We start from the raw sequence: 22432 nt of genomic DNA on the forward strand, positions 1-22432 counted from the left end.
GCGCATCAAGATTGGCCATCGCATGAGTGCATCGACGCTACCCAAATCCGTCGATGGGATGCTCGAACTCCTGACCTCGCGCGGCTATCTCGCGGAGCGGTCGCTGGCGACGGTGACCTATCTGTCGCTGCGCATGGGCCGGCCGCTGTTTCTCGAAGGTGAGGCGGGCGTCGGCAAGACCGAAATCGCAAAGGTCCTGTCGGCGGCGCTCGGACGCAAGCTGATCCGCCTGCAGTGCTACGAAGGCCTCGACGTCGCCTCCGCGGTCTACGAGTGGAGCAGCGCGGCGCAGATGATCGCAATCCGCCTGGCGGAGGCTGCCGGCGATACCGATCGCGAGCAATTGTCGTCGGATATTTTCGCTGAACGTTTCCTGATCAAGCGTCCGCTGCTGCAGGCGCTGGAGCCGGACGTTGCCGGCGCGCCGGTGCTCTTGATCGACGAACTCGACCGCGCCGACGAGGCGTTCGAGGCGTATCTTCTGGAAATCCTCAGCGATTTCCAGGTCACGATCCCCGAATTCGGCACCATCAGGGCGCCGCATCCGCCGATCGTCATCATCACCTCGAACCGCACCCGCGAGATCCACGACGCGCTGAAGCGCCGCTGTCTCTATCACTGGGTGGATTACCCCGAAGCCGAGCGCGAGCTCGCGATCGTCAAGTCGCGCGTACCGGGCATTTCCGCAAAGCTGTCGCAGCAGGTCGTCCGTTTCGTGCAGGCGCTGCGCGATCAGGATTTTTACAAGTCGCCGGGCGTTGCCGAGACCATCGACTGGGCGACTGCGCTGACCGAGCTCGACGCCCGCTCGCTGACGCCGCAACTGGTCGGCGACACGCTCGGCGCGCTGCTGAAGTACCAGGACGACATCGCGCGCATGCAGGGCGATACGCTGCAAAAGGTTTTGAAGGACGCGACGAGCGAGGGTTGATTGCTCGTCATTCCGGGATGGTCCGAAGGACCAGACCCGGAATCTCGAGATTCCGGGTTCGACGCTGACGCGTCGCCCCGGAATGACGACGGAAGTTGGTTCGACCATGACCACCATCGACCACCTCAATCCTCCGACCGGCCACATGGCCGACAATGTCGTCGGCTTTGGCCGTGCACTCCGCGCTGCCGGCATTCCCGTGGGTCCTGGTGCTGTCATCGACGCCCTCAGCGCGCTGCAGGCGATCGAGATCGGCAACCGTGCCGATGTCTACGCCACGCTGGAAGCGATCTTCGTCAAGCGCCACGAGCATATGCTGATCTTTGCCCAAGCCTTCGATCTGTTCTTCCGCGCCGCCGAGGACTGGAAGCACATGCTGGATTCGGTGCCGTTGCCCGATCACGCCAAGAAGAAGCCGCCGCCGGCCTCGCGCCGCGTGCACGAGGCGTTGGCGCAGCCGTCGGCGCGCGATGAGGTACCGCAAGTCCAGGAGCAGGAACTGCGGCTGTCGGTCTCCGACAAGGAGATCCTGCAGAAGAAGGATTTTGCCCAGATGAGCGCAGCCGAGATCGCGGAAGTGACCCGCGCCATTGCCAACATGAAGCTTCCGCAGGCCGAGCTGCGCACCCGCCGTTACCAGCCCGACGCGAAGGGCCTGCGGCTCGACATGCGCCGAACCTTGCGCAGCAGTCTCCGCACCGGCGGCGAGATCATCGATATCCGAAAGCTCGGCCGGATCGAGAAGCCGGCGCCGATCGTGGCGCTGCTCGATATATCCGGCTCCATGAGCGAATATACCCGCCTGTTCCTGCATTTTCTCCATGCCATCACCGATGCGCGCAAGCGCGTCTCGGTATTCCTGTTCGGCACAAGGCTCACCAACGTGACGCGGGCGCTGCGGGCGCGCGATCCCGACGAGGCCTTGGCGAGTTGCTCATCTTCGGTGGAAGACTGGGCCGGCGGCACCCGTATCGCCACCTCGCTGCACTCCTTCAACAAATTGTGGGGGCGCCGCGTGCTCGGGCAGGGCGCCATCGTGCTCTTGATCTCCGACGGCCTGGAGCGCGAGGCGGATGCCAAGCTCGCCTTCGAGATGGACCGGCTGCACCGGTCCTGCCGCCGCCTGATCTGGCTCAACCCGTTGCTGCGCTACAGTGCTTTCGAGGCCAAGGCGCAGGGCATCAAAATGATGCTGCCGCACGTTGACGAATTCCGCCCGGTGCATAACTTGACCTCGATGGAAGGGCTGATCGGGGCGCTTTCGGCGCCGCCTCCGCCGCACCACATGAGCCGCATCCGCTCAGCAGCTTGAAAGGGCATCCCATGCTCAATCGCGACGAAGACATTCTGCAGGCCGCCGAAAACTGGCAGAAGGCCGGTCACGGCGTGGCGCTGGCGACTGTGGTCGAAACCTGGGGCTCGGCGCCGAGACCGGCCGGCTCCAGCCTCGTCATCAACGACGATGGCACGTTTCTGGGCTCGGTCTCCGGCGGCTGCGTCGAAGGCGCCGTCGTCACCGAGGCGCTGGACGTGATCGCCAGCGGCAAGCCCAAAATGCTGGAATTCGGCGTCGCCGACGAGACCGCCTGGAATGTCGGCCTGTCCTGCGGCGGCACCATCCGTGTCTTTGTCGAGAAGGTTGGCCAATCGTGAAGCTGGAAACCCTCACACAGGTCAATGCCGAGCGCGCCGCGCGCCGCCCGGTCGTCGTGGTCACCGATGTCGCCAATGGCGATCAGCGGTTGGTGAAGGCGAAGGACATCGCGACCGATCCCTTGAGCGCCGAGCTTTCGAAACAGCTCCGCATGGGCAAGAGCGGCATGGTCGAGTCCGGCGGCAAGAAGCTGTTTCTCAACGTTTATGCGCCGACCGCACGGCTTGTCATTGTCGGCGCGGTTCATATCAGCCAGGCGCTGGCGCCGCTCGTGCGATCGCTTGACTACGACGTGACGGTGGTCGATCCGCGCACGGCGTTCGCCAGCCCCGAGCGCTTTCCCGACGTGCCGCTGATCGCGGAATGGCCCGATGTGGCGCTGCCGCCGCTCAACATCGACCACTACACGGCGTTTGTCGCGCTGACGCACGATCCGAAGATCGACGACCCGGCGCTGCTGCACGCGTTCGAGCGCGACTGCTTCTATATCGGCGCGCTCGGCTCGCGAAAGACCCACGCCAAGCGGGCCGAGCGGCTGAAGGCGCAGGGCGCGTCCGACGCCGACATCGCGCGCATCCATGCGCCGATCGGCCTTTCGATCGGAGCGGTGTCGCCCTCGGAGATCGCGGTCGCGATCATGGCCGAGATCACCGCCGAGCTGCGGCTGCCGAAAGAAACCGCGAAGGTGCAGGCGGCATGAAGTTCGGTCCCGCCAGTCCGGCCGATGCGATTGGCGGCGTCACGGTGCACACGCTGCGGCAGGGTTCGCTGGTGCTGAAGAAGGGCACCACGATCGGGCCCGCCGAAGTCGAGGCGCTCGACAAGGTAGGCGTGAAGGAAATCGTCGTGGTGCGGCTGGAGGAGGGCGACGTCTCCGAAGACGAAGCCGCCGCCAGCATCGCGCAGGCGGTTGCGGGCGAGGGCGTCAATGTCGAGCGCGCCTTTACCGGCCGCGCCAATCTGTTCGCCGCACAGGCCGGCGTGCTGGTGGTCGACCGCGCCGCGGTCGACCGCATCAACGGCGTCGACGAAGCCATCACCTTTGCGACGCTCGCAGCCTTCAAGCCGGTGGTCGAAGGCGAGATGATCGCAACGGTAAAACTGATTCCGTTCGGGATCGAGGCGAAGCTGCGCGATGCGGCCGTGGCCGCTGCAGGTCGCGATGTGCTGCGGATTGCGCCCTACGTCATCAAGCGGGTCGGCGTGGTCTCGACGCTGCTACCAGGGCTCTCGCCAAAAATTATCGACAAGACCCTGCGGGTGACGGCGGAGCGGCTGGCGCCTGCCGGCGCCAGCATCATCGCCGAGCGGCGCGTTCCGCATGACGAGGCGGCCCTGGCTTCCTCGATCAAGGAATTGCTCGGCCTCGGCGCTGAACTGGTCATCGTGTTCGGCGCGTCCGCGATCGCCGACCGCCGCGACGTGATTCCGGCCGCGATCAGCGAAATCGGCGGCGCCATCGAGCATTTCGGCATGCCGGTCGATCCCGGCAATCTGCTCCTGATCGGCAGCGCCGGCGGCGTGCCGGTGCTGGGCGCGCCGGGCTGCGCACGTTCGCCGGTCGAAAACGGCTTTGACTGGGTGCTGATGCGGCTTCTCGCTGGGCTGAAGGTCACGCGCGCTGAAATCACCGGCCTCGGCGTCGGCGGCCTGTTGATGGAAATCGTCACGCGGCCGCAGCCGCGCACGGTTACCGATACCGAAGCCAACCGCAATGTGACCGCGATCGTGCTTGCCGCCGGCCGCTCGACCCGCATGGGCGGCCCCAACAAGCTCTTGGCCGAGATCGACGGCAAGAAGCTGGTGCGCATCGTCGCCGAGCAGGCGCTGGCCTCGAAGGCAACGGATGTGATCGTCGTTACCGGCCACCAGGCCGAATTGGTCGAGCAGGCCTTGGCAGGCCTCAATGTAAAGTTCGTTCGCAACCCGGATTTCGCCGGCGGGCTGGCCTCATCGGTGAAGGCCGGCATTGCCGCGGTGCCCGACAGCGCCGACGGCGCCATCGTCTGCCTCGGCGACATGCCGCTGATCTCGGCAAAATTGATCGACCAGTTGATCGAGACGTTTGCGCCGGACCGCGGTCACCTGATCGCCGTCCCCGTCAGCGACGGCCGCCGCGGCAATCCCGTGCTGTGGTCGCGCCGCTTTTTCAAGGAATTGATGACGCTCGACGGCGACGTCGGCGCTCGTCACCTGATCGCCAAGCACACTGAGGCCGTGGCCGAAGTGCCGGTCGAGGGCCAAAGCGCGTTTCTCGACATCGACACGCCGCAGGCGCTGGAGGCGGCGCGAAGATCGTAGGGTGGGCAGAGCGCAGCGTGCCCACCATCTCTCCGTTACGCTGAACCATGGTGGGCACGCTGCGATTTGCCCACCCTACAAAATCTCTCATTCACCAACTGGAAACTCGCCCCCGCTAAAATCTACCCGTTACCTCGGGGGAGGGGATTTTGATCGTTTCGACTGTCGCCGCGGCACAGCGCCGCGCGCTGTTTGTCGTTGCATTGACGCTGATACTGGCCGTCTCGAGCTACATCACCAAGGCATGGGCGGCCGGCGCTGTCGCGATCGGCAAGTGCGGCGCTTATGGCCAGGCCTATGACTATGCCGCCGAAGCCGACGCGCGCACCGCGGCGCTGAAGCAGTGCAAGGGCGCCTGCACCGCGATCACCATGAAGCGCGCCTGCGCCGCGTTCGCGGTCGACATGACCAATCCCTGTGGCCCCCACGGCTATGCCGTGAAGCCCAGCATTTCGAGCTCGCTCAACGCCGCGACAAAGAAGTGCTACGAATTCGGCGGCAAGGAATGCGTGATCCGCGCCTGGGCCTGCGACGCCAAGGGGTAGCGCCAAGGGGCGTGCACTCAAAAAGCCGACATGAGAATGCTGCGTCGCTCACGTTAAGCGACGCGGCAGTCAGGCTTACTCCCAGCCGTAATGGTGCAATTCATTCGGCCTTACGTCCAGCAAATCGATGGTGTCGTTGGCGACCGCAACTGGGCGAAAACCTTGAACTGGACCTCGAAATCTAGCCTGCGAAGTCTAGCTCGCCTTTCGCAGCTTCAGGCTGTCGTAGAACGCAGTTTCGAAGTTCAGGTAACCGACGAACGAAGCCGGATCGCCGAAGGGCAGAATTTGTGTGGCCCAGAATCCGCCAAACCCATTCGCCCGGTCGATCCAGTAGAAGAGATTGGCAAGGCCAGCCCATCCGAGAGCACCGGCTGGACGTCCGGTAGGTGCCTGTTCGTCGTTGATCATGAACGTCAGCGCCCAGGACTTCGACTGGCCCGGGAAGAACTCGGCGTCATTGGACAGCGAGGGGATGACTCCCGGGAGGGCCGTCACCTTCTTGTCGCCCAAGTGGTTCTGCGCCGCCATGCGTACGGTCTCAGGCCTTAGCACGCGGCCATTCTCGCCCGCACCATCGTTGAGCCACATGCGAATGAAGCGCATGTAGTCGCCGACAGTGGCGTAAAGGCCATGGCCGCCCATGTGAACTTCCGGATTGGCGGGAAGCTCGAAGTCCATCGGCGTGAGCGAGCCATCGGCGCCTCGTGCATGCATCCCGGCCAGCTTTCCGCGCATCGCCTCGGTCAGTTCGAAGGCCGTGTTGTTCATTCCGAGAGGTTCGAATATACGCGCCTTGAACACCTCGCCGAGCCGCTTTCCAGTGATAGCCTCGACGATTTGACCGCACCAGTCGAGATTGGTTCCGTATTCCCATTTGTCGCCCGGATCAAACAGAAGCGGCGTCATCAGCGACGCCTTGGACGACGTGATGACGCTGGGCTGACCCTTCTCCTGCGCCAAGCGGTTATAGGTTTGACTGAAGAAGTCGTAACCGAAGCCGGCGGTGTGGACCATCAGCATGCGCGTGGTCACATCGCGCTTCGGCGGGCGCAACCTTGGTTCGCCCTTGGCATCGAAGCCTTCGATGACCTGAAGCTTGCCGATATCGGGCGCGTAGGTCTTTGCGGGGGCATCGAGATCGAGTTCGCCCTGTTCGACGAGCTGCAGGATCGCTGTGCCGGTGATCGCCTTGGTCGTCGAGAAGATCGCGAACACGCTGTCCGTCGTCATGTCGGCCGCCTGGTCGAGGCGACGCTTGCCGGCCGCGCCCTGGTAGATGTTGCGATGGCGGTCTGTGACCATCCCGACCACGCCGGGGACGCCCGGGTCTGACGCAACGATCCCATCGAGGACGGCGTCTGCCGTCACATTGAAATTAGTGCTCATCCTCATTCTCCCTTTTTCCATGGATGCTTTCGATCGATACATTGCGCCCGCCCGGAGCTCGCGCTCGGCCGCACGCGACAGCACCGTTGTCACGACGCCTGGCGGCGCCACGCTCATTGCATGGTGAAGCCCGGATAGCCGCTTGCGGCGACCTCGTTGCATTTCTGGTGATAGGTGCCTACGCCGCCAGTGTAGGACAGCACCCGCCGCGGCTTGCCTTCGACGTTCGAGCCGAGATACCAGGAGTTGGTTTTGGCAATGAGCGTCGCATTGGCGGTCTCATCGTGATGCGCCACCCATTGGTCTTCCGCATCCTTGGTCGGCTCGATGACCTTCAGATTCCTGCTGCGCAGGTGCCTGATACAGTCGTCGATCCACTCGACCTGCTTCTGGAGGCAAGTTGTCATATTGCACAGGGCAGCCGACGGAGCGAGCGGCACGGCAGTCGTGAACAGATTCGGGTAGCCGTGAATCTGCAGGCCCATGGTGGTGCGGATATCCGTGCTCCATTCGTCTTTCAATGCCCTTCCGCCCCGGCCGCGGATATCGATGCGCGTCAACGCACCTGTGCCAGCGTCGAACCCGGTTGCCAGAATGATGACGTCGAGCTCGTGGACCGTCCCGTCCGCTGTCTGCAGCCCGCCAGGGGTCATGCGCTCGATCGGATTGGCCCTGACGCTGACGATCTCGACATTGGGACGATGGAAGGTTTCCAGGAAGTTCTGTTCCAGCGGCACGCGATGCGTTCCGAACCCGTAGTCGGAGCCGGACGGAATGAGCAGTTCGCACAGCGTCGGATCCTGCAGCCGCGCGCGCATCTTCTCCCGCACGAATTCCGATATCTGCCGGTTGACCTCCTCGTCGAAGAACATCTCGCCGAAGGAGGCCAGCCACAGCTTCAGGGAGCCATCATTCCAGCATTCTTCCAATACCTCGCGGCGCTGCTCGGGCGTGAGATCGGCCCAGGCATGCTCGAAATCATACTCGAAGCCGGTGAACGTGCTCGGCAGCTGCTTGGTGAAGAACTGGAACCGTGCCTTGTAGGCATCGACGTCCGCCGCACTGTATTTGGGATTTTTCATCGGGATGATGTATTGCGGCGTGCGGATGAAGACCTTCAGATGACCGGCGTCACCGGCGATCGTTTGGATGACCTGGATGCCGGTCGCCCCGTTGCCCACCACGCCGACGCGCTTGCCGGCAAGATTGACGCCCTCCTTGGGCCAGCGCGCCGTATGGAACAGCTGACCCTTGAACGTCTCTTGACCCGGAAACCTCGATGTCAGGGGTGCCGAGAGCATGCCGCAGCAGGTGATGAGGAATTGGGCGTCAATCGTATCGCCGGCGTTGGTCAAAACCGTCCAACGCTGCGTTGCCTCGTCGAAATGCGCGCGCTCGACGGTCGTGTTGAACTGAATATCCTTGCGGAGATCGAGGCGGTCGGCGACGTAATTCAGCCAACGTTCGATTTCGGGCTGGCCTGGGAATTTCTCGCTCCAACTCCATCCTTTGTAGAGCTGTTCGGAGAACAGGTATTGATAAATATAGGCTTCCGAATCGAAGCGCGCGCCGGGATAGCGATTCCAATACCATGTGCCGCCGACGCCGGAGGCGGACTCGATTACTTTCACTTTTAATCCCTGCTCGCGTAGACGGTACAATTGGTAAAGCCCGGCGACACCGGCTCCGATGACCACGGCATCGAAGGTCGCCGTCATCTGCTTCCCGTTACCTCTCCGTAACTCTGTTGCTGCTTGGGTCATGCTTCCCTCCGTTGGCATTCGTTGCTGAAAGACGCGCGACCTCGTTCGTCCGTCGCGAGACGGACGGCTCACACGTCGTCTGGTGTCGTTCACGGCAGAACAGGCGGCTGGACGCTCGGATCTGCGTCTCTTCTGGATTGCCTGCGGCTCTTGCCTGTGGTGGATGAGGAAGCTAGTTGCCGTCCGGCGTTTGCGGCTTGGATGAATTCCGCATTCCTTTGAACGAAATGGCAGGGGAGTTGGAACGCCGTCTGCATTGGCCCTTGGCAAATTGCAAAACGGTCTTATGCTCGCCGGTGCTGTCTGGCTAAAGAATAGAGCGGTCAACCGCCCCCAAAACTTCCAGACGCGGGGAGGTACGCGATGGGCCGATTGATCACGGTGGAGGAGCTTCCGCAATATGCCGGCGGCGAACTCAAGTTGGACAGCGCGGCGACGGGCATGCCGGAGTTTCGCCTGAGGGTGTTCCGCTACGCTCCGTCCGAAATCCTGGTCCCGGGGGCGGAGAATTTCCTGATCGTCAATTATCGGGAAGGCGCGACATCCATGAACCGTCGCGTTAGCGGACCATGGAAACAGGATCACGTCGGCCGTGGCGTGACGACATTGTTGACGCGCGCGGAGCCTTCGAACTGGATATGGCGACACGATATCGAAGTGTCGCATTTCTACATCTCGCCCGCGCTCATGATGAAGACAGCAAGCGAAGCTTTCGATCGCGACGCGGAGCGCGTTGAACTCCATGACCTGGTGCGCGCAGAAGACCCGGCATTGGCCTGGATCAGCGATCAAATGGTTCAGGAGGTGACCGCCGGGGGGCCGGGCGGGCGGCTCTGCTACGATGCGCTGGCGCTTCAGGCCAACGTGCACATCTTGCGAAAATACGCCTCTGTACAGTTCAAGTTGCCCTGCTCGCAGGGACGTTTCAGGCCAGCCCATGCGCGGCTGATCGAAGAATACATCGAACAAAACATCTTCCGGAACATCACGCTCGAGGAATTGGCCAGCATCTGCAACTGCACGTCGGTTCAGTTTGCGCGCAAATTCCAGGCGCATTACGGAACCCGGCCGCATGCCTATGTCTTGAAACGCAAGGTGGAGCGTGCGTGCCAGCACCTGCGTAAAGATCGTCTGCCGCTCAAGGAGATCGCCCTTCTGAGCGGTTTTGCCGATCAGAGCCATCTCAACCGGGTCTTTCGCCGGCACATGAACATCACGCCGGCCGAGTATCGCAGGCAGCAGTGAATAGCAATAAAGAGGCTGTGTTCGGTCGGCACAGAATGTCGGCCGAATGGAAGTCTGCGCAATCGCGCATCTGAGGTTTGTGGCTGCGGCGCATCCGCAAATGACATCTTTTGGGGAAATTCATGCAATTCGACACCAAGATCGCGGTCGTGATCCGGACCGATCTCGAAGCCTGGCAGAAACTCAACGTCGCATCCTTTCTGGCCGGTGGCATCGCCGCAGCGTTTCCCGAATGTATCGGCGAGCCCTATGGCGACGGCTCAGGCACCAGATATCTATCGCTGATCGGTCAGCCGATCCTGATCTACGGCGCCGACCGGCCGGCGATCTCCCGCGCGCTCGAACGCGCGCTCGCCCGCAACGTGACGCCCGCGGTCTATACCGAGGACATGTTCAAGACCACGCATGACGCCGCCAACCGCGAGGTGGTGAGAACAGTGATCCGCGCAGAGCTCAATCTGGTCGGCCTCGCGATGCGCGCCGAGCGCAAGGTGATCGACAAGATCGTCGACGGGCTGAGGTTTCACAGCTAGGCGTTTCGAAAGCCTGAGCTATTGGCCCGGCGTTGCGCCAGGCTGGCCTCGTTGAAGAGGTATTAGAATAGCGAGTGACCCCAGGGCAGCCACTGCGATTGACCTACCAAGTCAGACTGCATCTGCCCGACTAATCCGGCGCAATTTCAAAGAAGAGCCGAGGAACATCTGCCGTGACAGGCATGTTCGTTCGTCGGGGCAGCACGAGGAGGCTACCATGAGGACACCTCAGCTCTCCGCACTAATGTTCGCTGTTCTTACCTTCAGCGCCGGCGCCGCGGAACCTCAGAAGCTGTGGGAGGCGAGTGGCTTCAAGAACCCCGAATCGGCGGTCTTCGACCGAGCTGCGGGGGCCGTCTATGTGTCGAACGTCAATGGCGATCCAATGAAAAAGGATGGCAACGGCTTCGTTTCAAAGCTCGGGCCGGATGGAAAGGTCGTAACAATCGAGTGGGTCAAGGGGCTCGATAGTCCGACCGGCCTCGCGCTTGCCAATGGCAAGCTCTACGCCGCAGACGTGGACCGGATTGCCGAAATCGACCTCGCCAAGGGCGAAGTCGTAAACCGGTTCGAGGCACCCGGATCCAAATTTTTGAACGACCTCGCGGCTGACAAGAGTGGACGGATTTACGTTTCCGACATGGTGTCAAACAGCATTTGGGTGCTCGACGGCAGCAAGCTGTCTCTCCTGATGCAGGATGACGCGCTCGAAAATCCGAACGGGCTTCTCGTCGAGGAGGGCCGGCTTGTGGTCGCGTCGTGGGGCAAAATGGCTCCCGACTTTTCGACGAAGGTGCCCGGCCACATGAAGACGGTCGATCTCGCGACGAAGAAAGTGTCCGATCTAGGAAGCTCGGCGCCAGTCGGCAATCTCGACGGCGTCGAACCCGATGGCAAGGGCGGCTATCTCGTCACCGATTGGATGACCGGCGGGCTGTTCCGCATCTCGAGCAATGGCACAGCGACGCGCCTCCTTCCGCTCGCGAAGGGGAGCGCCGATCTCGGGATGGGGCCGGATGGTACCGTCATGATCCCGATGATGATGGAAGGCACTGTTGTGGCTTACAGGATCGATACACGCTGAGAACAGGCGTGCGCCTGGGCTGAGCCGGGCGTGGCTTCTGATGAAGTGCGCTTCGGCCACGAATGGTCAAGATCACGCGTGATGCCCGCCAACCGCGAGGTGGTGAGGGCGGTGATCCGCGCTGAGCTCAACCTGGTCGGCCTCGCGATGCGCGCCGAGCGCAAGATCGACAAGTCGTCGACGGGCTGAAGTTTCATATCTAGAGCAGTCGACCGATAAGTTCAGAGCGGCCGGCGGGCGTTCGTTTTGATGCGCAGGCATCTCGCTTAGTCTTCGTCCGGCTCGCGTATGACCGGCGCTTCGTCTGCGCCCTCTTCTTCGTCCTCTTCCTCTTCGTCCTCCTCGTCTTCATCAGGATCTCGAGGTGGCGTCGTGTTGCCCACGATTACGAAGGGATTCCAGTCGATCAATCTGGTAGAAAGTTCCTCGGAGATGTGTGGGGTCATGTTGGTACTCCTTGGATGTGACCGTGTGATCCTAAGAGGCGGGCATCTCGGTCACACCGCTACAAGCCCCGACGAACGGACATCGTTCCGACTGCGTGTTCCTTCGCCAGCGGACACCCATCGGGGGAGCGGGGACAATGTCAGCTCCTCCCAATGGCAGAAATGGTGCCGTCAGACATCGCGCCGTCGTGTCCGCACAAGAGCGGAACACCGAGCGGCAACCGTCCTGCGCCTCAACTCTGCAGCCCGACAAATCCACGCAGCTTCTTGACCGTCTCGGCGGCGTCCTTGGCTTCCTCGGTTGTCAGGACGGTGATCTCGCCATTGCGCCTGTGCATGACGCTGTGGTGGATTGGTGCGCCTGACATACTGTCCACGTCCGACTTCACCGCGATGTCGTCGATTTCGGAGAGCGGGAACTCGACGGGCTTCTTGTTCCACAGCAGCATTTTTTGCTGCAGTATCGCCTTGCCGGAATCCTTGTCGAACGTAACCGTGGTCGAGCCTGCTTTCAGAACGAGCTTGCTCGGAGCTTCTTGGATACTAGTCATGGCAGGTCTCCGCTGTTTCCAACTTTGACTTGGCGGCTATCGGGCGATGCCTCGATAGACGACGATACTGCCCCTCAGCGACCGGTGATGATGATTGCTGCCAGTACAGAAGTTGCGAGCAATGCAAGTCTGACGACAAGCATGTCCCGCCTTTTCTTGTGCGGCGGTCGCATCATGCGAATCTCGCAAGGTTTGTGGGCCGTGTCGAGCGGCAAATTGACGCCAAATGCCGGACGCCTCGAGCGCAGATTAGCGCACGGCGGCTCCTCCAGGCCGTCTTGCGGCAAGGCCGCAAAACGCGAATACTCCCGCCAGCCGGGTTTCCCGAAGGGAACTGCGGCCAAAAAGCCCGGCATAGGGCAATGAGGGAGGATATCATGGCGAGGGAGACCGGGTGCGATGCGCCCAATGGCAACAATTTCAATACCAGCCGGCGCAGATTTTTGGGCAGTTCAGGACTGGCTGCGATCGGCGCCGTCATCGGAGGCGCGATGCCGCTCACCCGCAACGGCGGCGGAATCCCTCAGGCCCATGCGCAGGCCGCTCCGCCCCCGTCGGCCGCCGCGCCCGCGCCGGCCAAGGGACCGCAACATCTGAAATATCCCGGCAAGAGCGAGGGGCTGGTCGTGCTCGGCGAAAAGCCGCTGGTTGCCGAGACGCCGGAAAGCCTGCTCGACGACGACACCACGCCGATCGAGAAATTCTACATCCGCAACAACGGGCAGATCCCCGAGGCGGCGAAGGATCCCGACGCCTGGAAGATCACCATCGATGGCGAGGTCAACAACAAACTCGAGATCACGCTCGGCGAGTTGAAATCGAAATACAAGGCCGTGACGCGGCGCATGGTGCTGGAATGCGGCGGCAACGGCCGTTCGGGATTCTCGCCGCCGGCGCGCGGCAACCAGTGGACCAATGGCGGGGCGGGCTGCGCCGAATGGACCGGCGTGCCGCTCGCCGATCTGCTCAAGAAGGCGGGGCTGAAGCCATCAGCAAAGTACACCGCACATTATGCGGCCGATCTTCATCTGTCCGGCGACGCCAATAAGCCGAGCCTCTCGCGCGGCGTGCGGCTGGAGAAGGCGATGGACCCCAACACGATGATCGTCTGGGCCATGAACGGCAAGCCGCTGCCGAACATCCATGGCGGACCGGTGCGCCTGATCGTGCCGGGATGGTCGGGCTCGGCCTCGCAGAAATGGCTGACGCGCATTACCATCCGCGACCGCGAGCATGACGGCCCCGGCATGACCGAATTTTCCTATCGCACCCCCATCAAGCCGATGGTGCCCGGCGGCAAGGCCGATCCGGCAAACTTCCGCATTCTGGAATCGATGCCGGTGCGCTCGATCATCACCAATCCGGCCAACGGAGCCAAGTTCGCGGCCGGCACCAAGGAGCTGAAGCTGCGCGGGGCGTCCTGGGCCGGCGATCTCACCGTCAAGCAGGTGGACATCTCCACCGATTTCGGCGCGAGCTGGCAGCGGGCCACGCTCGAGAAGCCGAAGAACAAGTATGACTGGCAGCGCTGGACCGCGACCTTGAAACTGCCGAGTGACGGCTATTTCGAGATCTGGGCGCGCGCCACCGATTCCAAAGGCGCGATGCAGCCGCATCAGGCCGGCTTCTGGAATCCGCAAGGCTATGGCGGCAACGCCATGCACCGCATCGCCGTGCTGGTCGGATGATGCAGCGCTTGGTGTGGTTCGCGATGGCCGGCGCGCTCTGGATCGTGCCGGCCATGGCGCAGACAAGCTTTGCGCCACGCGAGGAAAGTCCGGAGGAGTTTCCCGCAGGTCCCGGCCGCGACGAGACCTTCTACGCCTGCACCGCCTGCCACGGTTTCCGCCTGGTGGCGCAGCAGGGCATGACGCGCGCGCAGTGGGAGGATTCGATCAACCTGATGATCCGCCGCCACAACATGCCGCCGCTCGACGACGGGGATCGCGAAAAGGTCCTGACCTATCTCGAGACGGCCTATCCGCCGCGCGCGCCGGCGGGCCGGGGAGGCTGGGTGAACCCGTTTGCGAAGTGAGCGCTCGCGACTCACACACTCCGCTCAGTGATCTCGCGGCATCGATGATTCGCCTGGGTCGGCGGACATGCGTATTTGATATTACAGCCATGTGATTGCGCCGGGCATTTTGCGCGGCGAGGTGCAAAATTGATGCATGAGTGCGAGGTATTTGGTCTCGCATTTGCTGGTACCAATACCTATGTCTCGTTTCAGGGAAGGAAATTCGCCCAAGGACAACTCCGATAAAGGAGCCATCCATGGCGAACGTACTCACCACTGGGGCCTGGTTTTCTGCCCCGACCGGAAAGCCCTCGTTTTTCACCCGATTGTTGCGCGTTCAAATCGAAGCCCGTCAGCGGCGGGCTAACCGTGTCGTTGCGCAGTACCTTGCCGCCCGCGGGTTCAAACCGACTGACGACGCCGAGCATCAGACCGGGCGTCTGCTTGCTAAAGCGGGCCGGCAGCCATGATCACACTCATCCTCGTGCAGTTGGCAACCAGGCTCGCTCACCTTGGGAAGGAGGGTCTTGCGACGTGGCACGAAGCTCAGCGCCTTCGCCGTCTCCTTCCGGGCCCGACTGAGGAGTAGCCCGGTTGGCGTGAACAGATGCGCCACAACAGAAATCCCGAGCTTCGGTTCTGGTTTCGATCAGAACCGAAGCTCGATCGACGCTCTTGACGCAGTTGCACTTCAGCAAACGTGGCCCGTCATAAGCCGCTATCTCACCGCGATCGGCGACACCGTGGAGCCCGAGCCGCCCTGAATCTTGAGCGGTTGCATCACGAAGGCGAATTCTCCGACGCCCTTTTGCACGAGCTCGTCGAGCTTGAGATTCTCCAACAGATGGATGCCGTTCACCACGAGCGCGATCTGGTGCACCGGAAGCGACAATTGCTTGTCGGGGTTGGGCGCAACTTCGACCGGCCAGTTGTCGGCGCCGAGCAGCATCGGGTCCTTTGCGGCCAGCCAGAGCGCGGCCGGCACGCCGATGCCCGGGCAGGATTTCACGTAGCGCGGGTTGTCCTTGCCGTAGAGCTTGCCCCAGCCGGTGTGAATGATCACCGCGTCGCCGGGCTGCAGCGTCAGGTTTTGCTTCTTCAGGGCACCCTCGAGATCCTCTACGGTGATTTCGTAATTGTCGCCCAGCATCTCGACGCCCTTGAAGCCCGCGACGTCGATCAGCACGCCGCGCGTGAACAGCGTGCCAACATTATGGATTCCGAACTTCTTGAAACCGGTGCGATCTGAGTTCTCGTCGACCTTCTGGCAATTGTACCAGCTATTGAGATGGGTCTGGTGCGCGAAGCCGTCGAACTGCGTACCGACCTGGCCAAGTTCGGTAATGATGATCTCTTCGTTCGAACCGCGCATGTTGGAGAACTGGTTCATGAACGTGCGCTTGGTATGCATGTCGAAGCGCCGCGTTCCGAAGAACGCCATGCTCGGACCGAGCACGTGCGCGAGCTCGATCACTTCGCCGGTCTTGATCAGCTTCGCCGCGTTCATCACGGCCGCGGGCTTCTGGTGATTGGCCGAACCGCGCTCGTCGGCCGCGCCCCATTTCGACGGACAGCGTTGGCTTTCGGACGGAACGGTCCAGGTTGGTGCTTGCGCGTAGGCAGCGGCGGAAAACGCAAGCGCGATCGCCGCACCCAATGTGAATGCTTTCATCGGTAACCTCCCAGGAGAGGGCGCTCTGGAGACGGCACCCCTGGAATAAATAATGCTGCTCCGATTGAGGCGGTTCAAGCGGCAATTCGCCTGACCAAGGTGAGGTTGTGCTTCCACGCATGCCTCGAAGTCCGTTATGATGAGATCAAACGGACGCGAAAGGCGCTTTGTCCCGCGCCAATCGACTTTCATTTGAGGGAGTGAGCACATCATGAAACGCCGTACGTTCCTCAAAGGCAGCGCCGCGGTCGGCGCGACGACGCTGGTTGCGGCACCTGCGATTGCGCAAGCCGCGCCCGAGATCAAGTGGCGTTTGACCTCGAGCTTTCCGAAGTCGCTCGAAACCATCTTCGGTACCGCGCAGACTTTCGCGAAATACGTGGCTGACGCCACCGACAACAAGTTTCAGATCCAGACCTTTGCGGCAGGCGAGATCGTGCCCGGTCTGCAGGCGCTTGATGCAGTGAGTTCTTCGACCGTCGAGATCGCGCAGACGCCGCTCTATTTCTACATCGGCAAGGAGCCGGCGCTGACCTATGCGACGGGTGCGCCCTTCGGCATGAACCATCGCCATCAGCATTCCTGGTGGACGTTCGGCGGCGGCGCCGACCTCTGCAACGAAGCACTGAAGCCCTTCAAGGCGCATGCGATTCTGTGCGGCAATTCCGGCACGCAAATGGGCGGCTGGTTCCGCAAGGAGATCAAGACGGTCGACGATCTCAAAGGCCTGAAATTCCGCATCGCAGGCATGGGCGGCCATGTGCTCGCAAGGCTCGGCGTCGTGCCGCAGCAGATCGCGGGCGGTGACGTCTATCCGGCGCTCGAGCGAGGAACGATCGATGCCGCGGAGTTCGTCGGTCCCTATGACGATGAGAAGCTCGGCTTCTACAAGGTGGCGAAATACTACTATTTCCCCGGCTGGTGGGAAGGCGGGGCCATGCTGCACATGGCCGTGAACGAGGAGAAGTGGAATGCGCTTCCCAAGCCATACCAGGCGATCCTCAACCAGGCCGCTTCGGCAGCCGGCGCGTGGATGATCGAAAAATATGACAGCGTCAATCCTGCGTCGCTGAAGCGGCTTGTCGCCAACGGCGCGGAGCTGCGCGCGTTTCCGCAGCCGGTCATGGAAGCCTGCTACAAGGCCACGCAGGACCATCTGAACGAGATCGCCGAGAAGAGCCCGCTGTTCAAGAAGACCAAGGAGAGCCACGACGCCTACATGAAGGAAGTGCTGTTCTATACGCAGATTGCAGAAAATTATTACGACAACTACCTGCTCAGCAAAATGCGCAAGGGGTGAGGTGCGTCATCGTTGTCCGATCGCCGGTGGCCACCGTGAACTACGTGCCGTGCGTTTCCGCAAGCGCCATATTTGCTTTGGCGGCTACATGTGTCGTGACCTCGATATCAACGGCCGCGCTTGGAGCTTGCAAGACGACGCTGCCCGGAGAGCTCGTGCCGGACGACAATCCAAAGCAACGCTTTCGCGTCGTTCCTCAGAAGTGGCTATCTTTTTCGCTCGGTGAGATCGTGCAAGAGAACGGCTACCCTGTGGCGAAGAGTTTTCAGTCGTTCGTATTCCCGAATACCAAGACGACGTTTCCTATTCCGTTCGCGCTAAATATCGATTCGCCAAAAGACTGCCCAAAGGAACTTCAGCTACACGTGTCCGGCTCCGATCGCATCGGCCTTCACTATGAGTATCCGCTGAACGGCTGTGGAAGAGTCAACCTTGAGAAGTTTGAGAGTATTCGCGTCCAACTCATAGGGCGGGTCAGCGAAGCGGAGTTGCCGGTGCATTCGTGGCCGCAAAACCAGTTGCGCGCAAAATCTAATTTGCTGAACAGATTCAAGCTGATTTGGGTCGTCCAGTCGGCCTCGCAAATATATTCCGCTTCCACATCACCCCAAATCAGTGGCTATTTCCCGCCGTCCCGTCTCGACAAGAGGGGCGTATCGCGGTCGTCACGAACGCGAGGCGGGATGCGGTGGACGCGAGGGCGTCGGCGCGCAAAGTGAGCGCAGGGCGAAGTCAAATTCGTGAGCGGCTCACGGCGCGCAAGATGAACGACGTTATTGCGTACGGCAAAACCGTGTGGTCCTGGCGCCCGTGGCTGGTGTCAAGCTGCCGGTGGCGAGTTCGATCCAACCGGATCGATCAGCCATCAAGCCGGCAGCGATGGAGGCAAGAGGAATTCGTCTCCAGGGAGAGCGCGGCATAAGCCGTCAAACCATTGCGCAGGGAATGCCGGAGTGCCTCGGCTGTACCTGTATGCTCGTGTGCGCATCTCTTTGCGCTTATTGCACACGAGACCGCGGGTGCAGCAAGCACCCGGCATTCCCTGCTCCCTCGTTCTCGAGGAGGGGACACCAGATGCAAACCTCGGGCGCGGTGCGTCGCGAGAACGCGAAACTGTATCCACCGTCATTGCGAGCGCAGCGAAGCAATCCACTATCACCGTGCATGCTGAAGGATGGATTGCTTCGCTGCGCTCGCAATGACGTGGATAGGTCCGCAGCTTGCCGGCTACCCCACACACGCGGGATATGACGCTCCCTTGGCGACCCGCAACATCCTCGGCGGGCAGCGGGATCGGCGAATCTCCAACCCTTGGTCACGCCCATGTGAAAGGCCTCTTTCCGGTTCGCATTGACAATGACTGACTAGTCAGTCATAAATGGAGCATGACGAATGAAGCCACCAAAACCACCAGGAAATCTGCGCCGAAGCCGGCCAATCGCCGGACCGGGGCGAAGGCGTCGGCGTCCTCGAAGCCGAAGCCGGCTTCCAGCCGCGCCGAACGCGCCGCCGAGCGGCGCGGGGCCATCATCGCGGCGGCGATGGACGAATTCATCGCGCGCGGCTTTGCGGCGACACGGCTCGACGACATCGCCAAACGCGCCGGTGTCGCCAAGGGCACGATCTATCTGCACTTCAAGGACAAGGAATCGATGTTCGAGGAATTGATCCGGACCGCCATCGTGCCGCTGGTCACCCGCCTCTGGGCGACGCCCCCGCAGCCCGGAGCATCGGTGCGCGACATGGTGGAGGGGTTTGCCAAAACCTTCATCGAGGAGGTGGCCGCCACGCGGCGCGGCGACCTTGTGCGGCTGATCGTTGCCGAAGGCCCACGATTTCCTGAGGTTGCCGACTTCTACTACCGCGAGGTGGTGTCGCGAGGCCTTGCAGGCATGCGCGCGCTGATCGAGCTCGGCATCGCACGCGGCGAGATCCAACACAAGAACCTGGCGCGGTTTCCGCAAATCATGGTGGCGCCCGCGCTCATCGCCGTGATCTGGCAGAGCCTTTTCAGCAGACATGCGCCACTGGATGCCCTCGAAATGTTTCAGGTCCATCTCGATCTGATTTTTGGCGAACGGAGAACAGCATGACTTCGTCGCGAACGATAGCGATCCTGGCCGCGCTGGCGCTCGCCGCCGCGCTCTCAGGCTGCACGGAGCGCAGAGATCCGGGCTTCCAGGGCTGGGTCGAGGCCGACATGATCTTTGTCAGCCCCGACGAAAGCGGCCGTGTGACAAAACTCAACGTGCGCGAGGGCGACGAGGTGAAGCCCGGCATGCAGCTCTATACGGTCGACGACGATTTGCAGCAGGCCGACCTCAATCAGAACAAGGCGACGCTCGCCAATGCGCAGCAGACCTATGACCGCGCGGCGTCGCTGAGCAAGACCGGCTCCGGCACGCAGGCCAACCTCGATTCGGCAACCTCGGCGTTGCGCGTCGCGGAAGCCCGAGTCAATACTTCGCAGACCAGGCTCGCGCGGCGGAGCGGCTTTGCGCCGGTCGGCGGCACCGTCCAGCAGATCTATTTCCGCGAAGGCGAAATGGTGCAGGCGCAACGGCCGGTGCTGTCGATCATGCCGCCCGGCAACATGAAGATTCGCTTCTTCGTGCCGGAGACAGAACTGCCGAAGCTCGCGATCGGCGACGAGGTGAAGGTGACCTGCGACAATTGCGCGGCCGATCTCACCGCAAAAATCTACTTCATTGCGACGACGGCGGAATACACCCCGCCGGTCATCTACAGCCTCGATGAGCGCAACAAGCTGGTCTACCTGATCCAGGCGCGGCCGAACCGGCCGGACGTCTTGCGCGTCGGCCAGCCGATCAGCGTATTCCTCAACGCCCGGACGCCGGTAGCGGAGAAGAAATGAGTTCGGTTTCGACGACATCTGCCGCGGATATCGCCATCAAGGTCGACGGGCTGTCGAAATCGTTCGGCGGCCGCGAGGTCGTGCATGACCTCTCGATGCAGGTGAAGCGCGGCTCGATCTACGGCTTTCTCGGGCCGAACGGCTCCGGCAAGACCACCACCATCCGCATGCTGTGCGGGCTGTTGACGCCCGATGCCGGCGAGGGCACCTGCCTCGGCTACGACATCCGCCGCGACGCCGACAAGATCAAGCGCCTGGTCGGCTACATGACGCAGCGCTTCAGCCTGTATCAGGATCTCTCGGTGCGCGAGAACCTCGAATTCGTCGCACGGCTTTACGGCATGCGCGACGCGCGCGGCGCTGCACGTGACATGATCCGGCGGATCGGCCTGAGCGGCCGCGAGGAGCAGCTTGCCGGCGAACTGTCCGGCGGCTGGAAGCAGCGGCTCGCGCTCGGCGCCTGCACGCTGCCCAATCCGCAACTGCTGCTATTGGACGAGCCGACCGCCGGCGTCGATCCCAAGGCGCGGCGCGATTTCTGGAATGAGATCCACGCGCTGGCGGCCGAAGGCCTGACGGTGTTGGTCTCGACCCATTACATGGACGAGGCCGAGCGCTGTCACGAGATCGCTTACATCGCCTACGGTCACCTGCTGGCGCACGGCACAGTCGACGAAGTGATCGCGAAATCGGCGTTGTCGACCTACACGGTTTCCGGCGACGACCTCAACGGGCTTGCGGTCGAGCTCGCAGGCAAGCCCGGCGTCGACATGGTGGCGCCGTTCGGCACCAGCCTGCACGTCTCGGGGCGCGACAAGTCCGTGCTGGAGACAACCATCGCGCCTTATCGCGATAAAAGGGGATGGCGCTGGGAGGACAGCGAGCCGTCGCTGGAAGACGTGTTCATCGATCTCATGAACCGCTCAAAGGACAATTTCCAATGAGTGCAACCGATACTGTTCATCCCGTGGACGAGGCGAGGGAGCCGGCTTTCGGCTTCTGGCGGCGCAGCTATGCGATGCTGGTCAAGGAATTCATTCAGCTCCGCCGCGACCGCGTCTCGTTCGCGATGATCGTGATGATCCCGGTCATGCAGCTATTGCTGTTCGGCTATGCCATCAACACCACGCCGCGCCATCTGCCGACGGCGGTGCTGATACAGGAGGACAGCGATCTGGCGCGCTCGGTGCTGAAGGCGCTGGAGAATACCAAATATTTCCGCTTCACCCGCGAAGTGCACAGCGTCGCGGAGTTCGATGATCTCCTGCAGTCGGGCAAGGTGCTGTTCGGGGTCGAGATCCCGCGCGGCTTCGAGCGCGCCGTGCGGCGCGGCGACCGCCCGGCGCTATTGGTCGCGGCCGACGCTACCGATCCGGTCGCGGCCGGCTCCGCGCTGGGCACGCTCGGTGCAGTGGTGCAGACCGCGCTCGCGCACGACCTTCACATCGGCGATCCGCCCGCGATGCCGTTCGAGATCAGGGCACATGCCCGTTACAACCCGGCCGCGGAATCGCGGCTCAACATCGTGCCGGGCCTTGTCGGCACCATCCTGACCATGACCATGCTGATCTTCACCGCCCTGTCGGTGACACGCGAAATCGAGCGTGGCACCATGGAGAGCCTGTTGTCGATGCCGATCAAGCCGGTGGAGGTGATGTTCGGCAAGATCATTCCCTACGTGATCGTCGGCTTCGTCCAGGCCTCGCTGATCGTCGGCATCGGCGTCCTGCTGTTCGGGGTGCCGATTCTCGGCAGCGTGGCGCTGCTGGCGGCGCTGACGACGCTGTTCATCACCACCAACCTGTCGATCGGCTATACCTTCTCCACCATTGTGCAGAACCAGTTGCAGGCGATGCAGATGTCGATGATGTTCTTCCTGCCGAGCATTCTGTTGTCCGGCTTCATGTTTCCATTCGCCGGCATGCCGGTGTGGGCGCAGTATCTCGGCGAGGGACTGCCGCTGACCCATTACATCCGCATCGTCCGCGCCATCATGCTGAAGGGCGCGGCTCCTTCCAACCTGCAATACGACACGATTGCACTCATTGTACTGATGCTGGTGGCAATGACGATCGCCGTGACACGCTTCCGTCGCACGCTCGATTGAGGGTATATTTTGCAGGCAT

23 protein-coding genes and 1 pseudogene are annotated in these 22432 nt (G+C 62.1%); 19 read left to right on the forward strand and 5 right to left on the reverse strand.

The window, feature by feature from the left end:
* Positions 1 to 22: 22 nt before the first annotated feature.
* From LMTR3_RS26615 to LMTR3_RS26640, 6 genes are all read left to right on the forward strand, one after another.
* Positions 23 to 931, forward strand: coding sequence for an AAA family ATPase (locus LMTR3_RS26615; protein WP_065747962.1), 909 nt, complete (start codon positions 23 to 25; stop codon positions 929 to 931).
* A gap of 106 nt (positions 932 to 1037) precedes the next feature.
* Positions 1038 to 2243 carry a vWA domain-containing protein gene (locus tag LMTR3_RS26620; protein ID WP_065748236.1) on the forward strand — a complete coding sequence of 402 codons (1206 nt, stop codon included), beginning with the start codon at positions 1038 to 1040 and terminating at the stop codon, positions 2241 to 2243.
* Positions 2244 to 2254: 11 nt separating this feature from the next.
* Positions 2255 to 2584 (forward strand): XdhC family protein, encoded by a 330-nt coding sequence (locus LMTR3_RS26625; RefSeq protein ID WP_025589337.1) that lies wholly within the window; start codon positions 2255 to 2257, stop codon positions 2582 to 2584.
* Entirely contained in the window at positions 2581 to 3285 is a 705-nt protein-coding gene (locus LMTR3_RS26630) for an XdhC family protein (RefSeq protein WP_065747963.1), read from the forward strand. The genes LMTR3_RS26625 and LMTR3_RS26630 overlap by 4 nt, the downstream gene beginning before the upstream one ends.
* A complete protein-coding gene (locus LMTR3_RS26635; protein ID WP_065747964.1) occupies positions 3282 to 4886 on the forward strand; it encodes an NTP transferase domain-containing protein in 1605 nt (534 codons plus the stop codon). Before LMTR3_RS26630 ends, LMTR3_RS26635 begins: the two co-directional genes overlap by 4 nt.
* Before the next feature lie 149 nt (positions 4887 to 5035).
* Positions 5036 to 5431: a DUF4189 domain-containing protein gene (locus LMTR3_RS26640; RefSeq protein WP_065747965.1), complete on the forward strand. Its 396-nt coding sequence runs from the start codon at positions 5036 to 5038 to the stop codon at positions 5429 to 5431.
* Positions 5432 to 5626: 195 nt separating this feature from the next.
* On the opposite strand, the gene acmB is transcribed toward LMTR3_RS26640, so the two are convergent.
* Positions 5627 to 6820 carry a methyl acetate hydrolase AcmB gene (acmB, locus tag LMTR3_RS26645; protein WP_065747966.1) on the reverse strand — a complete coding sequence of 398 codons (1194 nt, stop codon included), beginning with the start codon at positions 6818 to 6820 and terminating at the stop codon, positions 5627 to 5629.
* 113 nt (positions 6821 to 6933) lie between these two features.
* Complete coding sequence (locus LMTR3_RS26650; protein ID WP_065747967.1) at positions 6934 to 8583, reverse strand: flavin-containing monooxygenase; 1650 nt, start codon at positions 8581 to 8583, stop codon at positions 6934 to 6936.
* Positions 8584 to 8946: 363 nt separating this feature from the next.
* On the opposite strand from LMTR3_RS26650, the gene LMTR3_RS26655 reads away from it, so the two are divergent.
* The 4 genes and pseudogenes from LMTR3_RS26655 to LMTR3_RS37990 form a co-directional block, all read left to right on the forward strand.
* The gene (locus tag LMTR3_RS26655; RefSeq protein WP_065747968.1) at positions 8947 to 9828 is read left to right on the forward strand and encodes an AraC family transcriptional regulator; all 882 of its coding nucleotides are present in this window, start codon (positions 8947 to 8949) and stop codon (positions 9826 to 9828) included.
* 122 nt (positions 9829 to 9950) lie between these two features.
* Positions 9951 to 10361, forward strand: coding sequence for a DUF2000 family protein (locus LMTR3_RS26660; protein ID WP_065747969.1), 411 nt, complete (start codon positions 9951 to 9953; stop codon positions 10359 to 10361).
* Between the two features lie 217 nt (positions 10362 to 10578).
* Positions 10579 to 11445: an SMP-30/gluconolactonase/LRE family protein gene (locus LMTR3_RS26665; protein ID WP_065747970.1), complete on the forward strand. Its 867-nt coding sequence runs from the start codon at positions 10579 to 10581 to the stop codon at positions 11443 to 11445.
* 87 nt (positions 11446 to 11532) lie between these two features.
* Positions 11533 to 11648 (forward strand): annotated as a pseudogene (locus tag LMTR3_RS37990) (DUF2000 domain-containing protein); the annotation flags it as partial.
* Between the two features lie 63 nt (positions 11649 to 11711).
* Here LMTR3_RS37990 and LMTR3_RS26670 read toward each other — a convergent pair.
* Together LMTR3_RS26670 and LMTR3_RS26675 are read right to left on the reverse strand one after the other, a co-directional pair.
* Complete coding sequence (locus tag LMTR3_RS26670; RefSeq protein WP_065747971.1) at positions 11712 to 11891, reverse strand: hypothetical protein; 180 nt, start codon at positions 11889 to 11891, stop codon at positions 11712 to 11714.
* A gap of 233 nt (positions 11892 to 12124) precedes the next feature.
* Positions 12125 to 12442, reverse strand: a complete 318-nt coding sequence (locus LMTR3_RS26675; protein WP_065747972.1) for a hypothetical protein — start codon at positions 12440 to 12442, stop codon at positions 12125 to 12127.
* A 377-nt stretch (positions 12443 to 12819) separates the two neighbouring features.
* Between LMTR3_RS26675 and LMTR3_RS26685 the strand changes: the two genes are divergently transcribed.
* The 3 genes from LMTR3_RS26685 to LMTR3_RS26695 all read left to right on the forward strand — a co-directional run bounded on the left by LMTR3_RS26685 (position 12820) and on the right by LMTR3_RS26695 (position 14929).
* Positions 12820 to 14130 (forward strand): sulfite oxidase, encoded by a 1311-nt coding sequence (locus LMTR3_RS26685; RefSeq protein ID WP_065748237.1) that lies wholly within the window; start codon positions 12820 to 12822, stop codon positions 14128 to 14130.
* Positions 14127 to 14477, forward strand: coding sequence for a hypothetical protein (locus tag LMTR3_RS26690; RefSeq protein WP_065747974.1), 351 nt, complete (start codon positions 14127 to 14129; stop codon positions 14475 to 14477). Before LMTR3_RS26685 ends, LMTR3_RS26690 begins: the two co-directional genes overlap by 4 nt.
* A gap of 239 nt (positions 14478 to 14716) precedes the next feature.
* Positions 14717 to 14929, forward strand: a complete 213-nt coding sequence (locus tag LMTR3_RS26695; RefSeq protein WP_065747975.1) for a hypothetical protein — start codon at positions 14717 to 14719, stop codon at positions 14927 to 14929.
* Positions 14930 to 15177: 248 nt separating this feature from the next.
* Here LMTR3_RS26695 and LMTR3_RS26700 read toward each other — a convergent pair whose 3' ends face one another.
* Entirely contained in the window at positions 15178 to 16131 is a 954-nt protein-coding gene (locus LMTR3_RS26700) for a cyclase family protein (RefSeq protein ID WP_176721994.1), read from the reverse strand.
* Between the two features lie 211 nt (positions 16132 to 16342).
* Here LMTR3_RS26700 and LMTR3_RS26705 point away from each other — a divergent pair, with 211 nt between their 5' ends.
* The 6 genes from LMTR3_RS26705 (at position 16343) to LMTR3_RS26725 (ending at position 22413) form a co-directional block, all read left to right on the forward strand.
* Positions 16343 to 17431 (forward strand): TRAP transporter substrate-binding protein, encoded by a 1089-nt coding sequence (locus LMTR3_RS26705; RefSeq protein ID WP_065747977.1) that lies wholly within the window; start codon positions 16343 to 16345, stop codon positions 17429 to 17431.
* A gap of 155 nt (positions 17432 to 17586) precedes the next feature.
* The gene (locus LMTR3_RS37995) at positions 17587 to 18150 is read left to right on the forward strand and encodes a hypothetical protein (protein WP_141686822.1); all 564 of its coding nucleotides are present in this window, start codon (positions 17587 to 17589) and stop codon (positions 18148 to 18150) included.
* A 666-nt stretch (positions 18151 to 18816) separates the two neighbouring features.
* Entirely contained in the window at positions 18817 to 19524 is a 708-nt protein-coding gene (locus tag LMTR3_RS26710) for a TetR/AcrR family transcriptional regulator (RefSeq protein WP_065747978.1), read from the forward strand.
* Positions 19521 to 20306, forward strand: coding sequence for an HlyD family secretion protein (locus LMTR3_RS26715; RefSeq protein ID WP_065747979.1), 786 nt, complete (start codon positions 19521 to 19523; stop codon positions 20304 to 20306). Before LMTR3_RS26710 ends, LMTR3_RS26715 begins: the two co-directional genes overlap by 4 nt.
* The gene (locus LMTR3_RS26720) at positions 20303 to 21250 is read left to right on the forward strand and encodes an ABC transporter ATP-binding protein (RefSeq protein ID WP_065747980.1); all 948 of its coding nucleotides are present in this window, start codon (positions 20303 to 20305) and stop codon (positions 21248 to 21250) included. Before LMTR3_RS26715 ends, LMTR3_RS26720 begins: the two co-directional genes overlap by 4 nt.
* Positions 21247 to 22413, forward strand: coding sequence for an ABC transporter permease (locus LMTR3_RS26725; protein WP_065747981.1), 1167 nt, complete (start codon positions 21247 to 21249; stop codon positions 22411 to 22413). Before LMTR3_RS26720 ends, LMTR3_RS26725 begins: the two co-directional genes overlap by 4 nt.
* Positions 22414 to 22432 lie beyond the last annotated feature (19 nt).

The sequence above is a fragment of the Bradyrhizobium sp. LMTR 3 genome (assembly GCF_001693485.1).
In the GTDB taxonomy this organism is placed as follows: Bacteria; Pseudomonadota; Alphaproteobacteria; order Rhizobiales; family Xanthobacteraceae; genus Bradyrhizobium.